The following is a 19104-nucleotide window of genomic DNA, read 5'->3' as shown; positions in this document are numbered from 1 at the left end:
TTGAGGCGGGCCGTGGTGGCGCCCGGGTGGTCAGAGGCGTGGACGGTGCCGTCCCGGAAGCCGCCACGGGGTGATGCGCACCAATCCCCCTCCCCGATCACGGCGAAGTCGCGCACTCGGGCAGAGGCGGCAAGGTCGGGGCTGGAGCGGCTGGTGGCAGCGGCATCGCCGGGCTCTTCGAGACGGCGGCGGCGGACGCGCTGGTGTGTAATCGGGTCCGCAGGGTGTGCGGGTCCGCCCTAAAGGGACGGTGTGCAGCCTTCGACGGACGCGGCGCGCGGTTTGTCATGGCCCTGCCGAACTCCGACCCGGCGCCGCGAACTGTCGACCTTCATGGGCACTGGCCGAGCGGCGGACCTCCTGCAATGGTCCCGGGACGACAACACGGTCTGAGCCCAGGCCTATTCAGGTCGACGTAGCCTGGCGATGGACAGCATCGGGATGGGGAGGCGTACAGAATGGAGCGTCGCACGCTGCTCGGAGGTCTGGCGCTGGGCGTTCCGGCTGGCTGGCTGGTCCGCAGTGGTGACTCTGACCCGGTGGTGCGGACAACCGCCGGGGCGGTGCGCGGGCGCCGGGCCGGTGGGATCAGCATGTTCGCCGGCGTGCCGTACGCGGCGGCCCCGGTCGGTGAGCGGCGGTTCAGGCCGCCCGTCCCGCCGGCGGCCTGGCGCGGGGTACGCGACGCGGTCCGGCCCGGACCGGCCGCGCCGCAGTCGCCGTCGCGGTTGACGCAGGTGGTCGGGCCGATCCGGCTCCCCGGCCAGTCCGAGGACTGCCTGTCGGTCAACGTGTGGACGCCGGGCCTGCGCGGCCGGCGGCCGGTCCTGGTCTGGCTGCACGGCGGTGCGTTCGTGGCCGGGGCCGGTGGCCAGGACTGGTACGACGGCGTGCGCCTGGCCGCGGATGGCGACCTGGTCGTGGTCACGGTCAACTACCGCCTCGGCGCCCTCGGCTTCCTGCACGCACCGGACCTGGGCTGGAGCAATGCCGGGCTGCTCGACCAGCTCGCGGCGCTGCGCTGGGTACGCGACAACATCGCCGGCTTCGGCGGCGACCCGGGCCGGGTGACACTGGCAGGCCAGTCCGCCGGTGCGCTCACCGCGCTGGCGATGATGTCCGCGCCGCAGGCCCGCGGCCTCTTCCACCGGGTGATCCTGCAGAGCACGCCGACCGGCATCGCCCCGGCGGCACCGGCCGAGGCGGCCGCGGTCACCGAGCGGTACCTCGCTGCCCTGGGGATGCCGCCCGGCGAGGCGTACCGGCTGCGGGACGTGCCGGTCGAACAGCTGCTCGCCGCCCAGGGAGTATTGATGCAGGCGGCCGCGCCGCTGCAGCTCGCGCCGCCGTTCCACCTCGTGGCCGCCGGGGACGTCGTGGCGCCCGACCTGGTGGGCGCTGCCGGCCGGGTCAGCCACATCGGCCGGCTGGTCGGCGCCACCCGGGACGAGGCGGCGGCCTGGGCGGTGCTGGATCCGCGCCTGCGCGGCGTCGACGAGGCCCGGGCCATCGAGATCGCGCGTGGCTTCGCCGGTGCCGGCGCCGAGCACGAGTACGCCCGGATCAGCCGCACGGCACCGGGCGCCGCCCCCGAGCTGGTGCTCCAGCTGCTGGCCACCGACCACTACTTCCACCGGGACGTCCCGCGGCTTGCCGGCCACGCCCGGTCGTACGCGTACCGTTTCGACTGGCACCCGGCCGGCAACCCGCTCGGCGCCTGCCATTGCCTCGAGCTGCCGTACGTCTTCGGCACCCTGCCAGCCTGGCGTGCGGCGCCGATGCTCGCCGGCGCGGACCCCGACCACGAGGCGGCGCTGGTCACGGCGACGCTGCCGGCCTGGGCGGCGTTCGTCCACACCGGATCACCCGAGCACGGTGGCCTCCCACGCTGGCCGAGGTACGACCACCGCCGCACCACAATGCACATCACCGAGCAGCCGCACGTGCGATGACCGGACGTGCGCCCATGCCGCACACTGCCGGCATGGGCGAGTGGTAGGCGGGCCGGCGGGGCAACCGAAAGCCTGCGCTCACCCGAAGATTCACGCCTTCTGGGCGGTTGACGTGGCCGCTGGGGCACCGCCGACGTAACGAGTCGGGTGGCGGCTAGCCCGCGTCCCTCACTCCACAACAGAGCCTGCTTCAGCGTCGAATCCGGCGCAGCTTCCCGGGTACGACAAGCCTGCGGGCTCCCAGCCGCGGTACTGGACACGTCAGAGAACACGGACGTCGCCGGCCTGCGAGACCTCGGCTCCCTGAGCGATCCCGAACTCCACCCACTGGTTCTCCTCCAGGCTGCGGTACCCCTCGGCAGCAATCGCGGAGAAGTGAACGAAGACGTCCTTGTAGCCTCCGTCCACCGCGATGAAGCCAAAGCCCTTGTCTCCGTTTTAGCCACTTCACAGTGCCCTCTGCCATACCTAACTCCTCCTCGGAGCGCAGGACCGCACCATGCGTCCCCACCAGCCGTCGTCGCAGGTGGTTCCGTCCAATGAGAGATAGCAACGCCCGCAAAACCTGACCTGCGGGCTTCATAGATCAACCACGAACACGCAAGAAAGTCACAACCAACCAAACGCGACCAGGGTCCGGCCCCACCGAATCCCACCCGCGCAGTGCCGAGACACGCCGCCGCCTGGCCACCCAGCGGACAACGCCGCCGCTCATCACGCATCCCCACCACCAGACCCCGGACCACCGCCGCGTTCAACTCGATCGCAGCGATCCCGCACCCCGCCGCTGTGACCTCGACCAACAGCACCACGCCAGCAAGAACAGGCGGCTGGCCTGACGGTCGTGCTGGCCGAAGGGACGGCGGTCACGGCACAAAACGTCAGCCGAGTCGACGCGGGACTCCCATCGGATCCCGCGGCTCAGGCCATCGGTGTCACGAGCCCGCTCATCGGCCGCCCTGCGCACCGGGCCGCAAGCCGCCATTACGTTCAGTAGCGAGCGGATCGCGGCAGATCCGGGCATCGCGTGAGGCGGATGGAGTGCTCGTCGTGCTGGAGATTGATTTCCTGGCGGAAGCGCTCAACCCGGAGCCCGAACAACCTGCTCCAGGCTGGCGGCCTGTTCGGTGCATCCGCCCTCTACGAGCCCACCGTCACCTCAGTCCCGCCGCCGGGCTGTACGCATCGAGGCGCGTCGCGGCACCCGTCTTGCGTCGAGGGGATCCGGCGAGACACCTCACTTGGCTTGTGTGCGGTATTCGCGGCGGATGACCAGCCGCAGGCCCGACCAGATCTCGTCGATCGCACATACCTTGTTGTCGACCAACCCGGTCGGCAGCGCGACTTCACGGACGACGTCCTCGGTAACGTCCGTGGGCACCTTCGACGCTCGTTTCGGCCAGGCGACCCAGAAGCCGCCGTCCTGGGCCATGCCGCGTCTGACCTCGTCGAGGCGGGCCTGCAACTCCTGGCGTCCGGTCACGAACAGCACGATCACGTCGCTCGGCGCGTCGGCAGCCAGGCCGTACCGGATGACGACCCCGTCGGGCAGGCCATCGAATTTGGCCTCGAGCTACGTATCGTTTGTGCGTGGCAGTCGCGGTCGAGCTCGTCGATACTGCAGCCGGTGGCGGACGTCTGACGCTCCGCTGGCGTAGCCTGTCGCAGTGAACGGTGCCGGTGGCGGACACCTGGCTGCGTCTCCGTACTCGACCGGAGGCGGCGGCACGGTGCTCGAGCATCGCTACGGTGCCACGCTGCTGTCCTGCCTGCTGAGCGGCAACCCCGCGCCCGAGCTCGGCGACGATGCCACGCTCGAGTCCGTGACCTTCCAGGCCAGCGGGATCAGCCCGGTCGACGACCTGGTCGTGGCCGGTCGTTCGCCTGATGGCGGCGAGCGCCGGGTGTCGATCGGGGTGCGGCGAGCCCCGGCGCTCGTCAGGAGCGACCACGCCTCGGCCGAACTGCTGACCTCCTACGTCCGCATCGTCGCCGAGCACTGGCCGGCGGTGCGCGCCGGACGGTGGCGCCTCGCTCTGGCCGTGGCCAGCCCGAACCCGGCCGTGCACCAGCTCCGCGAGCTGACCGTGATCGCCCGGGCGGTCGGGGACGAGGCAGCGTTCCGCGCCGAGGTCGCGCGGCCGGGGCGGACGAACGACGACGTCCGCGGCCGGTTGGTCCACATCGATGCGCTGGTGACGAAGGCCGCCGGCCGCATTCACGTCGACGGCGTGGAGCTCGGCGAGCTCACCTGGCGCCTGCTCCTTGCCCTGTACACCCGGGAGCTGCGGCTCGAGGGCGGGGACGAGACGGATCGGACCGTCGCCGTCGGACAGCTCCGGGCCGTGGTCGTCGACGACGTCGTGACACCGCCACACCTGCTGTTCCCGCGGCTCGCAGAACTGGCGGCCCGCTACGCGCCCTCGGGTGCCCACGTCACCGAGTCCGTGCTCCGCAGAGACCTCTCCGGCACGCCGTTGCGGACGACCACGGCCCACCGATCGGCGTACCTGCAGTTCGTCCGGGACGCGGCGCCGGCCGTCCTCGTCGGGCGGGAACGTGAGCTCGCCGAGCTCGAGCAGTTCTGCCTCGACGACGGTCCCGGCTACCGTTGGCTGCGGGCCGGACCATGGGCGGGCAAGTCGGCGCTCATGCGATGGTTCGTGCTGCACCCGCCGGCCGGCGTCGCGGTGGTCTCGTTCTTCGTCACCGCCCAGCACCCGGGACAGCACGACCGGGCGGGCTTCGTCGACGTGCTCCTCCAGCAGATGGGGGAGCTGCTGGGCGGGCCACCGCCGCCGCTGACCCAGGCCACCCGCGAGGTGTACCTGATCGAGTGGCTGCACCGGGCCGCCGCGGAGCTTCGCGGGCGGGATCTCCGCCTGGTGCTCGCCGTCGACGGCCTCGACGAGGACCGGGGCGTCACCCCGGGACCAGACTCGCACAGCATCGCTGCGCTGCTGCCGCGGCACCTGCCGGAGAACCTGAAGGTGATCGTCACGGGGCGGCCGAACCCGGAGCTGCCGTTCGACGTCCCGGACGACCACCCGTTGCGGAAGCCGGAGGCAGCCCGGCAACTGGAACCCTCGCCGGAGGCGCAGATCGTCCGCGCCGAGATGGAACGCGAGCTACGGCACCTGCTGCACGGCACGAGCCAAGAGCGCGATCTGCTCGGTGTCCTGGCGGCCGCCGGCGGGGGCCTCACCGGAGCGGATCTCGCGATGCTGAACGGCCTTGATCCGCTTGACATCGACAAGCTGCTCAAGGCCGTGTCGGGCAGAACCTTCGTGGCGTCGTCCGGTCCCTGGCGTGCCGACGAGCGGTACTACGCCCTCGGCCATGAGGAGCTCCAGCAGGAGGCGGTCCGGGTCATGGGCCGAACCAGGCTCCTGGCCTACCGCGAGCGCATCCACGCCTGGGCCGACCGCTTCCGCAACGCCGGCTGGCCCGGAGACACCCCCGGCTATCTGCTCGGCAGCTACGTCCAGCTCCTGATCGACACCGCGGACCTGGATCGACTGATCATGTTCGCCACCGACGGGGGCCGACACGACCGGATGCTGGATGTCAGCGGCGGCGACAACGCCGCTCTGACCGAGATGGCGGCGGCCGCCGCGCTGCTGCGACGGCCGGCCCACCCCGATCTGCGCGCGTTGCTGCGCCTGGCCGTGCACCGCGACCGCCTGCTCCGCCGCAACGAGCGGATGCCGGAGGAGGTCCCGGCAGTGTGGGCGGCACTCGGCAACCGCAACCGCGCCGAGGCGTTGGCCCGCGCGATCCTCCGTAGCGACGGCGGCGCGGACGAGGCCCTGATCCTGCTGGCGGAGGAGATCGCGCGGAACGGCGACTACGACAAGGCACGGCAGCTCGCGGAGGAGATCCATCTGTACAGACGCGCCGGCGCGTTCTGCCGCTTGGCCATGCTGGCCCATACAGGCGGAGGCGACGAGCAGCTCAAGGGGCTGTTGGCGGCCGCCGAGACGGCCGCCGCGGCTGTGACGACCGACGTGGAGATTCGCAGTTCCGCGTTCGGGCAGGTCGCGGTCGTACGCGCCACAGTCGGCGACCTCGCCGGTGCGCTCGATGCGATCGACAAGATCGAAGTCCTGGATCGCCGCTTCGGTGAGGTACTGATTCGTGTGGCGAAGCTCGCCGCGGCTATGGACGAAGAGCCGATCGTTCGCGCGATCGTCGATTACTGGCGACCGGACAGCTTCCAGGACCCGCCACAGTGGTTGATCGCGCAGTCTGTGACGCTGGCGGAGCTGGTCGGTGACCTCGAGCGAGCCGAGGCCGAATCGGCCCTGATCACGTCGGTGGTAAGCCGGTGTGCAGCACTTGCGTTCCGTGCGCGCGCGGCCGAGGCTCAGATTGCCGCAGATTACGCCCGCTCGGCAGGGGACATCGCTCTGTCGGCGCCGGACGAGGATCGCGTCACGGCGCAACTCCATGTCGTTCGCGCATGGATCGCGGCACGGGACCTCCAGGCGAGCGTCCAGGCGCTGCACGCGATGACCGTCCGCGAGGACCACCATTTCCCTGATCGATCCGCACTCGAGCGTGCCCTTGAGGCGGTCGCGGAACAGGCGTTGGCGAACGGCGAGGTCGAGCTGGCGGCCGGGCTCGCGGTGGTCGCCGCGGAGCGCGGTCTGGCTCGGGCGAACGCCGACATGATCCTGATCCACGCCCTCGTGGACAACGGGGAGTTGTCACGGGCCGAGAGCATCGCGCGTGCGGGCACGGACTTAGCGGCGAACGCGAACGCCTTGGCGGTCGTCGCATACGCCCGCGCCCGCGCTGGCGACCACGAACGGGCGGCCGAAATCGCCATTGAGATCGAGCGATCGGTCCGCGCCGCCGCCCGTCTCGATTCGCCGGTCGCGCTCACCGAACTCGCCCTCGTCCTGCTGAAAACGGGCTCACACGACCATGTCGGCTGGCTTGTCGCACAGATTCACTGCGGCATCATGTCCGATGCGCATTACGACGACCGCGATCTCGTGACGATGAGACTCGTCGGCGAACTGGTTCGGTGGGAGCGGTTCGCCGAGGCGGAGGCGCTGGCGAACGCGCTGGACCCGGGCGGCGACTCGCTGATCACCGAGATGTACACCTACCACCGGCGCAACGCCGGTCGACGCGGGCAGGTTACCGCCGAGCCGGCGGACGCGGAGCCGGTCGAGGTCCGTATCGGCGTGTCGGTCCAGGGAAGCAGTGACCAAGAGATCCGCGACCTGTTCGAGGCGGCGGACCGGAGGGAGCGGCCGGACTACACGGCGGCGCTGGCGGAGGCCGGACGCGTCGAACTCGCGGAGTCGCTGGCCCTCGGTCTCGACGATCTTAACGAGCGGACCTGGGCGCTGGCGCCGATCGTCCGGCCGGCCTGCGAGCGTGGCGACGTCGAGCTCGCCGAACGGGTCAGCTTGGCGATCCCGCAGGACCATGAGCGCGCGAAGGCACTGGCGACGATCGCTGGGCAGGTGCCGGACGATAAGGAGCGGGCGGACCGCGCGGAGGCGGAAGCGCGCGGCGTCCGGTTTGCCGAGGAACGGTCCGAGGCGCTGGCGGCGTTCGCGGCCGCGATGTTCGCCGTCGGCGACGTCGACCGGGCGCTGTCGGTCGCCCGCAGCATCGACCTTCCGCCCGAACGGGCCAAGGCTCTCCTAGCGATCGCAGATCAGCTATCGCCGCCTGCGCGGCGGCGATTGATCGCGGAGGCGCTGTCCTTCGCCGCCTGGGACGTCGTCCTACCGTGGCTCGTCGCGCATGAGCCGGCCACGTTGGACGTCGTGGTCGAGGAGCTCGGCGTGACCGGCGACGCCTGATCGGCAGTACTGGCGAGGTTTGGCGGTCAGCCTGAAGCGCTTCCCCGAGTTACCGGCGAAGTGCCGGTAGTTGCGCGGGCCACCGCCGAACTGGCCAGCCTGGTCGAGCGTCCGAACATCGGCATGTCCGGATGGTTTGCTCAGCGTGTCGGTATCCATCGCGGTTGACTGGAGGCTTACGGTGACGAACCCGCGGGCTGTAGCGCCAGCGAGTGCCTGGCGCAGCAGAGTCGTGGCCAGAGCACGACGGCGCGCCGACTCGCTCGTGGTGAGGAACGAAACGTCGACGTCGGTGTTGCCGGGATGGGCCCGAGTCCCGATTCGAATCCCTTGGCGGCGAACGTCCACCGTCCTGGTACACCCCCGGGCCTGGCTAGCTCAGGCCGCGGGCCGCGCACTCCTGCTCGTACCGCTTGCTGTGCAGCACGCCCGGGTTGACGACCGCCCGACGGTAGAGCAGGTCGTCCGCTCGCCGCGCGGTTATCGGCAGCCCGTGCGCCTCGTACAAGTCCGCGACCGAGGCGAACCGGTCGTCCTCATATCCGGCGTAGTGGTAGATCACAGCCTCCACCAGCGATTCGCCGGGCCGGATGTCGAACTCGCCCTCGGTGCTGAAGGTGACGACCAGCGGTGGCTCGCCGACCGGTTCGTCGGGGTGCAGCCAGTAACCGACCACGTCGCCGTCGGCCAGTGTGCCGATCCACGCGGCGTGTAGGAGCACGGTATCGATCGCGGCGATGTTGGCCATGATGTCGGGGTCCGCGCGATCGTTGTCGGTGAGGTAGCTGTGATCGAGCAGGGCGTGGGACTCACCCGGTTCGAAGATCACCGTCCTGGTGTGCAGCAGCGGGTCCCGCGACCGCCCGGCGTCCGCGGGCCGCTCGGCCTGGATCGCCGCGAGCCGCCGCAGATCATCAGGTACGGGCCGGCCACGCAGCCGTTCGGCAATCGAGGCCAGGAGCTGATCCACAGCCGCCACCCTGGAGCCTCCCGATCGCTTGAGGACAACGCGGCACCACGGTAGCGTCCCAGGACCAGCGGTCGCTGATAGCGGCGACGTACTGGCGCTCGAGCACCCGGATCACTTCGGCGGGCGTCGCATTCGGATTCCGGCGGCGGGCCCACAGCACGAACCCTGCGCGCGATCGAGTGTCGAACCCTGACCGCCTTGGCGATACCTCGGGCAGCCTCCTCCTCCATCCTGATCCGAAGCTGACTCCGTCGCACAAGATCGGCGACAGACCCCGTTCAGGCGTACGCGGCTGAGCACCCCAGTCTGTACGCCGACACTTGTGTAGCCGAGCCTTCGGGCGGCGGTTCCGGGAGGCGTCAGCGGGCGACGAAGTCGTACTCCTGGAAGGCGTCGACCTCGGCCTGCCACCGCGTCTCGACGAACCCAACGTGCGCCGGATGCGCGTTGTACCCGTCGTAGGCGGCCTGGTCGGCGAAGACCATCGAGAACTGCCACGTGAAATCGCTCTTGGGGCTGACCTGCCGGTTGACCGCGAAGGCAGTGACGCCAGGGATGGCGGTCAGCGTCGCCCGCCCGCTCTCCAGAAACTCGATCTCGGCGGTCGATCCCGGCTCGTGGACGAGCCGGAAAACGACGGTGTGCTGGATGGACATCAGGTCTCTGTCTCCAACCTTGCCGCACTAGCAGGCGGCCCACTCCGCCCAGTCCTGACAGGTTCTCATACCGACCGGAGCGGCAAGTTCGTTGCCGCCAATCGATCCGCGCATGCTCGACGGGGCGTCGCGGTCCGGCTCGCTCGCGCCAGGCTTCGTCGATTAGTGGGAGAGCGGATTAGATACGCGACTCTTCGACGAACACTGGGATGAGTGACTTCTCAGCACGCCACGGTCATCCCACCGCCGTAACGGACTTGTCCCCTGGCGGCGGATGCTGGGTATAGCGAAGTGGCTAAGGCGCTAGTGTTCCGTCTCGCAAATAGGTTGACGGTGGTTTAGGGTGCCGGTATGAGCCATGCCGCAGCGGCGTTGAGGGTGGATCAGGGGCAGCGGGATTTGCTGGAGCAGATCGCCGGATCGCGTACCGCCGAGCATCGGATGGTGCAGCGGGCGCAGGCGTTGTTGTACGCGGCTGACGGTGTGTCCAACAGCGACATTGCCGGGTTGGTGGGGGTGTCGCGGCCGACGGTGCTGGCGTGGCGGCGCGAGTTCGTCGAGCGTGGGGTTGCCGGTCTGGGCAAGGTGGCGCCGGGGCGGGGTCGTAAGGCGTCGATCCCGCAGGCGACGATCGATCGGATCGTGGAGTTGACCCTGCAGGAGCGGCCGGAGGGTGCCACGCACTGGTCGTGCCGGTCGATGGCCGCCGCGGTCGGGGTGAGCCCGGCAACGGTGCAGCGGGTGTGGGACGCGCGGGGGCTTAAGCCGCATCTGACCGAGACGTTCAAGCTGTCCACCGACCCCCGGTTCGAGCAGAAGTTGGTCGACGTCGTGGGCCTGTACCTCAATCCGCCGGACTCCGCGATCGTGCTGTGCATGGATGAAAAGTCCCAGATCCAAGCCTTGGACAGGACTCAGCCCAGCCTGCCGTTGAAGAAGGGCCGGGCGGGGACGATGACCCATGACTACAAGCGGCACGGCACCACCACTCTGTTCGCCGCGCTGGATGTGTTGACCGGCAAGGTGATCGGCAAATGCTTCGCCCGGCACCGGCACGATGAGTTCCTGCGCTTCCTGCGCATCATCGATACCAGCGTGCCCCGCAAGCTGCAGGTCCACATGATCGTGGACAACTACGGCACCCACACCCACCCCGACGTACAGGCGTGGCTGGCCAAGCATCCCCGTTTCCACCTGCACTTCACCCCGACCTCCTCGTCCTGGCTGAACCTGGTGGAACGGTGGTTCGCCGACCTGACCGGCAAGATGATCCGCCGTGGCGTGTTCGGCAGCGTAGACGAGCTCATCGACGCGATCACCGAGTACCTGAAAGTTCACAACGACGACCCGAAACCCTTCGTCTGGACCGCCACTGCAGAGTCGATTCTGGAGAAGGTCAGGCGTGGACGCGTAACCCTTCAACAAGTGTCAACTCAAAACTGAGACGGAACACTAGCTGATGCCGCGTCAACCTTTGAGCAATTGATCAACGACCAGCTTCGGGTGCTCGGAATTGATCACCCCGATACGATCAACACCCGCGCCAATCTTGCCTTGTTGCGAGGCCAGGCCGGCGACCCGGCAGGCGCTGTGACCGCCTTCGAGCAGATACTTCCCGACGTGCTCAGGGTGTTCGGTCCCGACCACCCCTTCACCCTGGAGCTCCGAAACCGCCTCGCCTGGTGGCGGGGCAAGGCCGGTGACCCGACTGGTGCTGTGGCCATCTACGAGCTGTTGCTTCCCGACGTACTGGGCACGCTCGACCTTGCCCACCCCCGCACCCGGGCCATTCGCAACAACCTCGCCTACTGGTCCGGCCAGGCAGGTGACCCGCCGATGCGGTAGCCGCCGCAGACCGCGGCGACGAATTCGGTTGGCCGGTTGCCGTGTACGAGTGATTGCCGCCGGCAATCTTCGGGTACGTCGCTTCCGGCGCCCGGTCGGAAAGTTTGGCAAGCACCCTCCTGCAGATCTGGCTGCCTGGGCCCGCCGAAGACGGGCGTGGGGACTAGGCCGTGTATCGAAGTCGCTCATAGCCACTCGTTGATAGCGGCGATGTGCAACGTTGCTTCGTAGCGAACGGCAAGTTTGTCGAACCTGGTGGCGACGGCACGGCTGCGTTTGAGCCGGTTGATACCGCACTCGACGGCGTGACGTTGTTTGTAGATGGCGGGATCGAAGGCCGGTGGGCGGCCGCCCTTGGATCCTTTGCGCAGCCGGCTGGCGTCGTGGTCGGCCTTGGACGGGATGGTCGCCTTGATCCCGCGTCGGCGCAGGTAGGCCCGGTTGGCCCGGGACGGGTATGCCTTGTCGGCCAGCACCCGGTCCGGGCGAGTGCGTGGCCGGCCGCCGCCGGGCCGGGGTACCCGGATGCCGTCCAGTACGACGGTGAACTGCGGGCTGTCGCCTCGCTGCCCCGCGGTCAGCACGATCGACAGCGGCTTCTGCCCCTGCTCACAGCCCAGGTGCAGTTTCGTGGTCAACCCGCCCCGGGACCGACCTAACGCGTGGTCGTCCGGCTCGGTCCGGACCCCACCGGGCGGCTCCTTCTGCAGATCCCCCTTTTCCGGGCGCCGGCGGCATGCTGGTGTGCCCGGGCGATCGTCGAATCGACCGACACATCCCACACGATCCGCCCGGCCGCGTCGGCGATGGCCTGCAACGCGGTCAACACCGCAGCCCACGTGCCGTCACGCTGCCAACGGCGGAACAGTGCGTAGACCGCCGACCAGGATCCGTAACACGGCGGCACGTCCCGCCACGGCGCCCCGGCCCGGGTCCGCCACCGTATCCCGTCGATCAACTGCCGCCTACTACACCGAGGTGGCCGACCCGGCCGCTTTCCCGCCGGCAGCAACGGCTCCAGCACCGCCCACTGCTCGTCAGTCAGGTCGAACCGCCTCGTCACCGCTAGGGTGTCCACGAGGTCTCCGGTATTCAGGTCTGTCTTGGTCGACGAACCATCTACCGAAGACCTCGCTACATGTCGATCTCCGACACGCCCAACATCTCAACTCACGCCAGCCACCACAGCCGACTTCGATACACGGGCTAGTGCGGTGACCACGAACGTTCACCGGGTCTGATGGTCAGCCGGCTTTGGTGCGTGGTCGGCCCCAGCGTTGTTGGCGTTCGCTGCGGATGCGGGCGCGTTCGCGGCGTTGGGCGGCTAGGACGTCGGGGTGGCGGGCGTTGGCGTTGCGCCAGCGTAGGTATGCGTGCATCTCGCGGGCTAGGACGGTGTGGTTGGGGTAGTTGGAGTTGGCCATGGTGAAGGCGCGTAGTGGCCCGAACTGGGCCTCGATCGGGTTGGCCCAGGAGGCGCTGGTTGGAGTGAGGACCAGTTCGACCTTGTTTCGCGCGCACCAGGCCCGGATCGCCGGGGTGGTGTTGGCGGACAGGTTGTCGCAGATGATGTAGATCGGCGCGCCGTCCGGGCGTGCGGCCCGGATCGATTTGTAGGCCGCGAGGGTGTGGTCGCCGCCTTTACGGCGGCGCATCACGCCCCAGAGCTGGTCGTCACCGAGGCTGTAGCAGCCGTGGAAGTAGCGGATCCCGTGCGTGCGGGTATAGGTGGCCGGTAACCGATCAGGTCTGCTCTTGGGTGACCACGAGCTGCCGTGGTGCGGCCGGATCGACAGCGGTCCGAACTGGTCGAAGGCGAAACACCGGTCCGGGAACTGCGAGGTGACCTGCTCGATGCGGTCGAGCTTGGCTTTCCTTGTTCGGATCTCGCGATTCTTTCCAGGTGCGGGTGCGTTGGAACGTGACGCCGTGCTCGCGTAGCAGCTGGCGGAGCCGTTCCCGGCCAACAGCCATCGGCCGGTGGGGATTGGTGGCCAGGTAGTCAGCCAGCTTGCGGATGCTCCAGCGGGTGAACGGGCGACCCACCGTGGTGGGCCGCCCGGTGGCCGTCGCGACGATGAATGCCTCGTCGTCTGTGCTGATCCGGCGGGGACGGCCGCCCGCCCAGTTAGGGTCCAGCGCACGCAGTCCGATCTCGTTGAAGGCGTGGATCACATCGCGGACGGTGTCCTCGTGCGCTGCCACAAGGCGGGCGATCGCTGGCACCGGCGTACCGGACGCCGACGCCATGATCATCATGGCGCGGCGGACCCGGATGGTTCCGTGCTTGCCCCGCCGCACGATCTGTTGCAGCCGACGGCCTTCCTCGTCAGTAAGCCGCCGCGCCCGTACCGGCTCAGCCATCCACCCACCTCACGCTCAACAACGGTGTGACCGCTGTTGAGCGTGCCCGCGACCTCACCAGAACCGACCGACCACGCCCGGCGTGTCAGCAACCCGGTAAACATTTGTGGCCAGCGCACTAGCTATGACTTCCTGCTCGCCGACATCCTGCGGCCGGGACTGACGGTGGTCGCCCAGGACGACGCGGACATCGGCTGCGCGGCGATCGAGCTACTCATTGCCCGCGGCTCCCACCCCACCCATCCGGTACGGACCGTGACGCTCCCGGGAATGGCGGTCCCCCGCGGGCGCCGGCGAACTGCCGCCGTCCCCGAGCTTTTGAGCTACCGCGACGTTTGCTGTGGTCCAGGCCCGGGGCCACCGTCCCGACATCTTCTTCCTACGCGTTCCGGAGGGTGAGTTAGGCCGGTCGAGAACTGGTCTCTGCCTTGACCTCGTGTATGTCGGGCCTGTGTCTGCTGCGTTGGGCGCTGTGGGCTGGGCCGGGCTGACCGGTCCGGCCCGTCTTGAGTGGGGTCTGGTCTAGAGCTGGGAGCCGCCTGTGGCGTCGAGGTTCTGGCCGGTTACCCACCGGCTGGCCGGGGAGGCCGCGAACGCCACCACGTCGGCGACGTCGTCCGGCTCGCCGACGCGGCCAAACACCGAGTACACGGCGGCAGCAGCCCGTGCCTCGGGCTTGTCGCGCAGCCAGTCCGCGTTCATGTCAGTGTCGATGATGCCGGGCGACACTGAGTTGACGGTGATCCGACGGGCGCCGAGTGCCTTGGCCAGCGCCAGGCCGAAGGTGTTGATCGCTCCCTTGGTCATCGCGTACGCGATCTTCTCGGGGTAGGCGACCCGGGTGACACCGGAGGAGACGTTCACGATGCGGCCGCCGTCGCGCAGCCGTGGCAATCCCTTTTGGACGATGAAGAAGGGCGCCTTCACGTTCACCGCGAAGAGGCGGTCGAACTGCTCCGGCGTGAGGGTTTCGATGTCGGCGAAGTCGCCGATGCCCACGTTGTTGACGATGATGTCCACCCCGGCGGGTGCGCCGAGCTCCTTCAGGCCGCTGTCGAACTGCGACCACAACGTGTCCGCGTCACCGGGTACGCCCAGGTCGGCCTGCACGGCAAAGGCCCGGCCGCCGACGGCGGCGATCGACTCGACGGTCTGCTTCACGGCTGCTTCGTTGTTCCCGTAGTGCACCGCCACCAGCGCACCATCTGCCGCCAGGCGCTGCGCGATCGCCCGGCCGATGCCGCGGCTGCCTCCGGTGACCAGTGCGGTCTTCCCTTCGAGGGGGCCCATCTCGCTCCTTCAGATTATGTAGCGATCGATACAGAAACCGTAGAGAAGTTCTCTAGCGAGCGCTATAGAATGGCGGTGTGACGACCACAACAGGAGCCGCCCGAGGCCGTCCCCGCGCATTCGACCGCGACGAGGCGCTGCGCCAGGCGATGACCGCTTTCTGGAAACACGGCTTCGAAGCCACGTCCGTCGCCGAGCTCACCACCGTCATGGGGATCGGCGCGCCAAGCCTCTACGCGGCCTTCGGCGACAAAAAGCAGCTCTTCGGGGAGGTCGTCGAGGTCTACGGGCGTACGCACGGAGCGTTCGCGATGCGGGCCCTCGCCGAGGAGAAAACCGCCCGAGACGGGGTGGCCCGCATGCTACGTGAAGCCGCCGGCGAGTTCACCCACCGCGACCACCCGCGGGGATGCCTGGTCGTCTCCGCGGCGACGAACTGCACACCCGCCTCCGCCGACGTCGAGGAGCAGCTACGACGCCAGCGCAACGCGAACATCGCCGAGATCCAGCGCCGTATCGAGGCGGACGTCGCGGCGCGTGTGCTTCCCGCCGGCACCGACGCCGCGATGCTCGCCCGATTCACCGCCGCCACCTTCCAGGGCATGTCCCAGCAGGCCCGCGACGGCGCCACCCGCCAGCAGTTGCAATCCGTGGCCGAGGCCGCAATGCGCGCATGGCCCCACTGACTTCCTGAGCGAGAAATACGCGATCGGTTGCCCACCTGGACCATCACCATCCGGTGCGACCCGTACCGGACCGGCCGCCCACGCACATCCGGTCACCTCATTCGCCGCGGCCACGTCCTCGACGAAACGGCTCGTCGAAGCGTTTACGGACGCTGGACGCCGGCAACGGACGCGACCTCGGCGGGAGGTGGCCAGGAGCTTGGCATTCGAGCCTATTCACGGAACCGGATGTGAGCCGCCACGGCATCCCCGGCCAACCACCGTCATCAGGGCATCTCCGCCCCTGCGCCTGACCTACCCAGGTCGTCGCGATGGACGAGGAGCGCGTTGGGGTTTAGTAGTCGCGAAGCTGAAGAATGTCTACGGGCGCGTGGCCGACCTAACCTCGTTGAGCAGCACGTAGAGCGGGATCAGCAGCGTCAGGGCGACCGTGAGCAGCTGCCCCCGCCCGGCGACACCCGGCTACGGGTGGCACCGAGCGAGAGCGGCCTGCGCCTCCCGGTCTTCGGCGGAAGGCCGGCGCTGGGCTGCCGGCCTACCTGCCGGCCTTGATCACCTCGTAGAGAGCCGTCCAGTTTTTCGTGCCGTGGCCGGCGGCGATCGTCCGGTCGTAGTGTGACTTGACCGCCGTGGGCAGCTCGATGTCGACGCCGGTCTGCGTACTGGTCCGCAGGATGTGGTCGGCGGTTGCGCCCATCATCAGTGCCGTGCTGAGGTCGCCCGGGTGTTCGCCGGCCTCCAGCTCGCGGGCGAGCTGGAGGCCGTCGCCGATCATCGTCGGGATGCCGGTGAGGGTTTCCAGTGCGCCGGGAAGGAACTCGGCCGCCGGCACGCCGGCCGCCGTGACGAGCGCCGTGGCGTGCAGGAGGCTGGACAGGGCGGTGAGGAAGACGTCGAGATGAGCCTGGTAGAAGAGCTGGGCCAGCCCGGGATCGCCGCCGAGGTACTTGGGCTCGCCGATCACCTTCAGCGCCGGCTCGTGCAGCGCGAAGACGTCCCGGGGTCCGCTGTAGAAGACGTACGCACCCCGCCCGCCGACCGTAGGAGCGGGCACCATCACCCCACCGGTGACGAAGGCCGCGCCGTGTTTGGCGGCCCACTCCGCTGCCTCGCGGGACGCGTCGGGCGTGTCGGAGCTGAGGTTCACCAAGACTTGCCGGCGAGGAGACTCACGATCGGGCCGAGGATGTCGTGCATCGCCGGGTAGTCGGTGAGGCTGAGGACGATCAGGTCGCTACCGGCTACAGCGGCCGCAGGCGAGGCCGCCCGTGTGGCTCCTTGGGCGACGAGGCTGTCAGCGCGACCCGGCGTCCGGTTCCACACCGTGACCGGGTGCCCGGCCCGCATCAGGGCGGCGGCCATCGCTCGCCCCATCGGGCCGAGGCCGATGACCGTGACCGGTGCGCGGTCGTTGATGACGCTCATCGGGTGCTCCTCAGTTCCTCGAACATGCGGGCGGTGCCCTCCTCGCCGAACCGGCGGCGATCTGCCGGCGGACGATGTCGTGTACGGGCTTCAGCACCTCGGCATCGACGCCCGCGTCGCTGCTAGCCCGCATCAGCGCGGCGAGCGCTGTCTGCGTGAACCGCAGGCTCTGCTGGCCCTCGCCGGTGTAGTCCTTGGCGTCGATGATGGCGGCCAAGCCGGCGAGCCCACCGGTCATGGCGGCCAGGAAGACCGCTTGCCGCTCGGCGAACTCGGTCGCAGGGAAGTAGTCGTCACGCCCGGTGCTGCTGAGCCGCGCCACCACCGTTGCGGCCACCTGCGGTCCTTCGGTGCGCAGCCCGACCGACGCACAGCCACAGTCGCAGGTGGACACGACGCGCACCGTCGCAACCTGTTCGCTGAGGATCGGTACATCGACGAACATCACCAACCGGGCCACCAACCCATGCTCCGCCTCGGTGAGCGCCCTCGGTCGTGGCAGCTCGACGAGCGTCGGAATCGACTCGGTCACCGCGTCACGGTAGCGCCATGCCGGTCACCGACAGCACCGGTTTACCCGTCCCGACGGGCCGCCTGGGTCCGCGCTCGATCTGCGGCAGATGACGACGCCAGACCGAGCGAGATATTGGGCGGTCGACAGCAGCCGGCCGTTCTGCCGACCGGACGGCCGGAGACGGTGTGGCTACTCGCTCCGTCCCGGTGCCGGCTACCGCGACCACGACCGGATTCTGGCACGCTTCCACGCTCACGGTACGGGCGACAGGCTGGCTCCGCCCAAACCGCGCTCGGAGGAGAACCGGTGCCACCTCGCAACTTCTCGACGCCCGACCCTGCTCGTCGGCCCCCGCGCCATCGCGGCCGTCATCGTCGCGTCGACACCCTGGATCCGCTGGGTACGCCGACGGCGAACGGTCATGCGCGTAGCGCCGTTTCGGCAGCGCGGACCTCGTGTAGCAGCGGCTGGCCCGCGACGAAGCGACCGACCTCGTCTACTACCAGCCGACCGACGCGGCGCCGCTCGAGTCCGATACTGCCGGCGATGTGTGGGGTGAGCACCACGTTGGGCAGCGTATAGAGCGGCGAGCCCGGCTCGGGTGGCTCGGGATGGGTCACGTCGAGGAGCGCGAATACGTCCTGACGCCGGCGCAGGACCCGGATCAGCGCCGGCTCGTCCAGCACCGCACCGCGTGCGGTGTTGATGATTGTGGCACCCTCGGGCATCGAGGCGAGCAGTTCCTCGGTGATCAGTCCCGAGGTCTGTGGCAGGGACGGCGTGTGCACAGTGATCACGTCGGCGCGGTGAAACAGTTCCTCGATTCCCACGAGCTCGACGCCGAGAACGGCCGCACTCGCGGCGTCAACGTACGGGTCGGTGGCAACCACGTGAACGTCGAGTGTGGACAGCCGTTGGGCCACCAGGCGGCCGATCAGGCCGAGTGACAGTATGCCGACCGTGGAGCCGAACGTGCCGGGCGCCGTCGGCTGGGATGGGAACAGGCCGAGCCGGCGTACCGCGCGCTCGAAGCGGTGGGCGTGCTTAAGTGCCAGCGTCACCTGCGCGAATGTGAACTCGGCGACTGGCACCGCGTTGGCGGCGGCGGCCGACACGATGTGGATGCCGGCGGCCCAGAACTCGTCGGTGACGATCGGCCGCACCGATCCACCACCGTAGAAGACCGCACGGAGCCTGGTCGCGTGGGAGAGCAGAGTGCGGTCCAGGCGGGGGCCGCCCCAACCGGTGACGAGCAGCTCGACGTCGGCCAGTAGCGCCGGTCGCGTGCTGACCTGCTCGACCGTCGCGTCCGGGCCGGCCCAGCGCACCAGGCGGTCCAGGCGGGCGCGTTCGTCCGGTCCGTACACGTCGTCGACCAGGTCGCGCGGCATGACCAGCAGCGCCGACGGACGGTGTGGCGCGTCGGCGAGCACCGGTGACGAGGCTTGGGGTGCGGAGGACAACGCACAGCTCCTTCGTGATCGGCCACGCTGAGTGGGGAAAGACCCGGAAGCACCGACGCGAGTCATCGCCGGCGTGCCGGCACCACGGTTTGGTGCGCCGCCGTATGTGTGAGC

At 69.2% G+C, this 19104-nt stretch carries 14 protein-coding genes and 2 pseudogenes; 5 read left to right on the top strand and 11 right to left on the bottom strand.

Annotated features, from left to right (window positions below; translation table 11 throughout):
* The first annotated feature begins 458 nt into the window (after positions 1 to 458).
* A complete protein-coding gene (locus tag Phou_RS37770) occupies positions 459 to 1952 on the top strand; it encodes a carboxylesterase/lipase family protein (RefSeq protein WP_173066444.1) in 1494 nt (497 codons plus the stop codon).
* 261 nt (positions 1953 to 2213) lie between these two features.
* On the opposite strand, the pseudogene Phou_RS37765 reads toward Phou_RS37770, so the two are convergent.
* Positions 2214 to 2418, bottom strand: a pseudogene (locus tag Phou_RS37765) (cold-shock protein).
* 771 nt (positions 2419 to 3189) lie between these two features.
* A complete protein-coding gene (locus Phou_RS37760) occupies positions 3190 to 3450 on the bottom strand; it encodes a DUF3052 family protein (protein ID WP_246274171.1) in 261 nt (86 codons plus the stop codon).
* 169 nt (positions 3451 to 3619) lie between these two features.
* Between Phou_RS37760 and Phou_RS37755 the strand changes: the two genes are divergently transcribed.
* A complete protein-coding gene (locus Phou_RS37755) occupies positions 3620 to 7777 on the top strand; it encodes a P-loop NTPase family protein (protein WP_173066441.1) in 4158 nt (1385 codons plus the stop codon).
* A gap of 373 nt (positions 7778 to 8150) precedes the next feature.
* On the opposite strand, the gene Phou_RS37750 is transcribed toward Phou_RS37755, so the two are convergent.
* Complete coding sequence (locus Phou_RS37750; RefSeq protein ID WP_173066438.1) at positions 8151 to 8747, bottom strand: hypothetical protein; 597 nt, start codon at positions 8745 to 8747, stop codon at positions 8151 to 8153.
* A 359-nt stretch (positions 8748 to 9106) separates the two neighbouring features.
* Positions 9107 to 9403, bottom strand: a complete 297-nt coding sequence (locus Phou_RS37745; RefSeq protein WP_173066435.1) for a Dabb family protein — start codon at positions 9401 to 9403, stop codon at positions 9107 to 9109.
* Positions 9404 to 9754: 351 nt separating this feature from the next.
* On the opposite strand from Phou_RS37745, the gene Phou_RS37740 reads away from it, so the two are divergent.
* Both Phou_RS37740 and Phou_RS37735 read left to right on the top strand, forming a co-directional pair.
* On the top strand, positions 9755 to 10846 hold the full coding sequence (locus Phou_RS37740; protein ID WP_173066432.1) for an IS630 family transposase: 1092 nt from the start codon (positions 9755 to 9757) through the stop codon (positions 10844 to 10846).
* Positions 10847 to 10885: 39 nt separating this feature from the next.
* Complete coding sequence (locus Phou_RS37735; protein WP_173066429.1) at positions 10886 to 11248, top strand: tetratricopeptide repeat protein; 363 nt, start codon at positions 10886 to 10888, stop codon at positions 11246 to 11248.
* A 185-nt stretch (positions 11249 to 11433) separates the two neighbouring features.
* Here the strand turns inward: Phou_RS37735 and Phou_RS37730 are convergent.
* The 3 genes and pseudogenes from Phou_RS37730 to Phou_RS37720 form a co-directional block, all read right to left on the bottom strand.
* A protein-coding gene (locus Phou_RS37730; protein ID WP_371872259.1) for an IS5 family transposase occupies positions 11434 to 12311 on the bottom strand; the annotation gives its coding sequence in 2 pieces (ribosomal slippage) (positions 11434 to 11934 and positions 11937 to 12311; 876 coding nt in all).
* A 181-nt stretch (positions 12312 to 12492) separates the two neighbouring features.
* Positions 12493 to 13612 (bottom strand): annotated as a pseudogene (locus Phou_RS37725) (IS630 family transposase).
* 522 nt (positions 13613 to 14134) lie between these two features.
* Positions 14135 to 14902 carry an SDR family oxidoreductase gene (locus Phou_RS37720; protein WP_173066426.1) on the bottom strand — a complete coding sequence of 256 codons (768 nt, stop codon included), beginning with the start codon at positions 14900 to 14902 and terminating at the stop codon, positions 14135 to 14137.
* Positions 14903 to 14979: 77 nt separating this feature from the next.
* Between Phou_RS37720 and Phou_RS37715 the strand changes: the two genes are divergently transcribed.
* Positions 14980 to 15588: a TetR/AcrR family transcriptional regulator gene (locus tag Phou_RS37715; RefSeq protein WP_218579455.1), complete on the top strand. Its 609-nt coding sequence runs from the start codon at positions 14980 to 14982 to the stop codon at positions 15586 to 15588.
* Positions 15589 to 16123: 535 nt separating this feature from the next.
* On the opposite strand, the gene Phou_RS37710 is transcribed toward Phou_RS37715, so the two are convergent.
* The 4 genes from Phou_RS37710 to Phou_RS37700 all read right to left on the bottom strand — a co-directional run bounded on the left by Phou_RS37710 (position 16124) and on the right by Phou_RS37700 (position 18990).
* Positions 16124 to 16735, bottom strand: coding sequence for an imine reductase family protein (locus Phou_RS37710; protein WP_218579454.1), 612 nt, complete (start codon positions 16733 to 16735; stop codon positions 16124 to 16126).
* Complete coding sequence (locus Phou_RS51645; protein ID WP_218579453.1) at positions 16732 to 17013, bottom strand: NAD(P)-binding domain-containing protein; 282 nt, start codon at positions 17011 to 17013, stop codon at positions 16732 to 16734. Before Phou_RS51645 ends, Phou_RS37710 begins: the two co-directional genes overlap by 4 nt.
* A 10-nt stretch (positions 17014 to 17023) precedes the next feature.
* On the bottom strand, positions 17024 to 17545 hold the full coding sequence (locus Phou_RS51640) for an imine reductase family protein (RefSeq protein WP_218579452.1): 522 nt from the start codon (positions 17543 to 17545) through the stop codon (positions 17024 to 17026).
* A gap of 401 nt (positions 17546 to 17946) precedes the next feature.
* A complete protein-coding gene (locus tag Phou_RS37700; protein WP_218579451.1) occupies positions 17947 to 18990 on the bottom strand; it encodes a hydroxyacid dehydrogenase in 1044 nt (347 codons plus the stop codon).
* Between the last annotated feature and the right edge of the window lie 114 nt (positions 18991 to 19104).

This window comes from Phytohabitans houttuyneae (assembly GCF_011764425.1).
Lineage (GTDB): Bacteria > Actinomycetota > Actinomycetes > Mycobacteriales > Micromonosporaceae > Phytohabitans > Phytohabitans houttuyneae.
This window is presented reverse-complemented; position numbering and strand designations above follow the sequence as displayed.

Bases quoted from the DNA above. Each gene is read 5' to 3' on its own strand.
- Phou_RS37770 (WP_173066444.1), top strand. From the start codon at position 459: ATGGAGCGTCGCACGCTGCTCGGAGGTCTGGCGCTGGGCGTTCCGGCT.
- Phou_RS37745 (WP_173066435.1), bottom strand. From the start codon at position 9,403: ATGTCCATCCAGCACACCGTCGTTTTCCGGCTCGTCCACGAGCCGGGA.
- Phou_RS37740 (WP_173066432.1), top strand. From the start codon at position 9,755: ATGAGCCATGCCGCAGCGGCGTTGAGGGTGGATCAGGGGCAGCGGGAT.
- Phou_RS37720 (WP_173066426.1), bottom strand. From the start codon at position 14,902: ATGGGCCCCCTCGAAGGGAAGACCGCACTGGTCACCGGAGGCAGCCGC.
- Phou_RS51645 (WP_218579453.1), bottom strand. From the start codon at position 17,013: ATGAGCGTCATCAACGACCGCGCACCGGTCACGGTCATCGGCCTCGGC.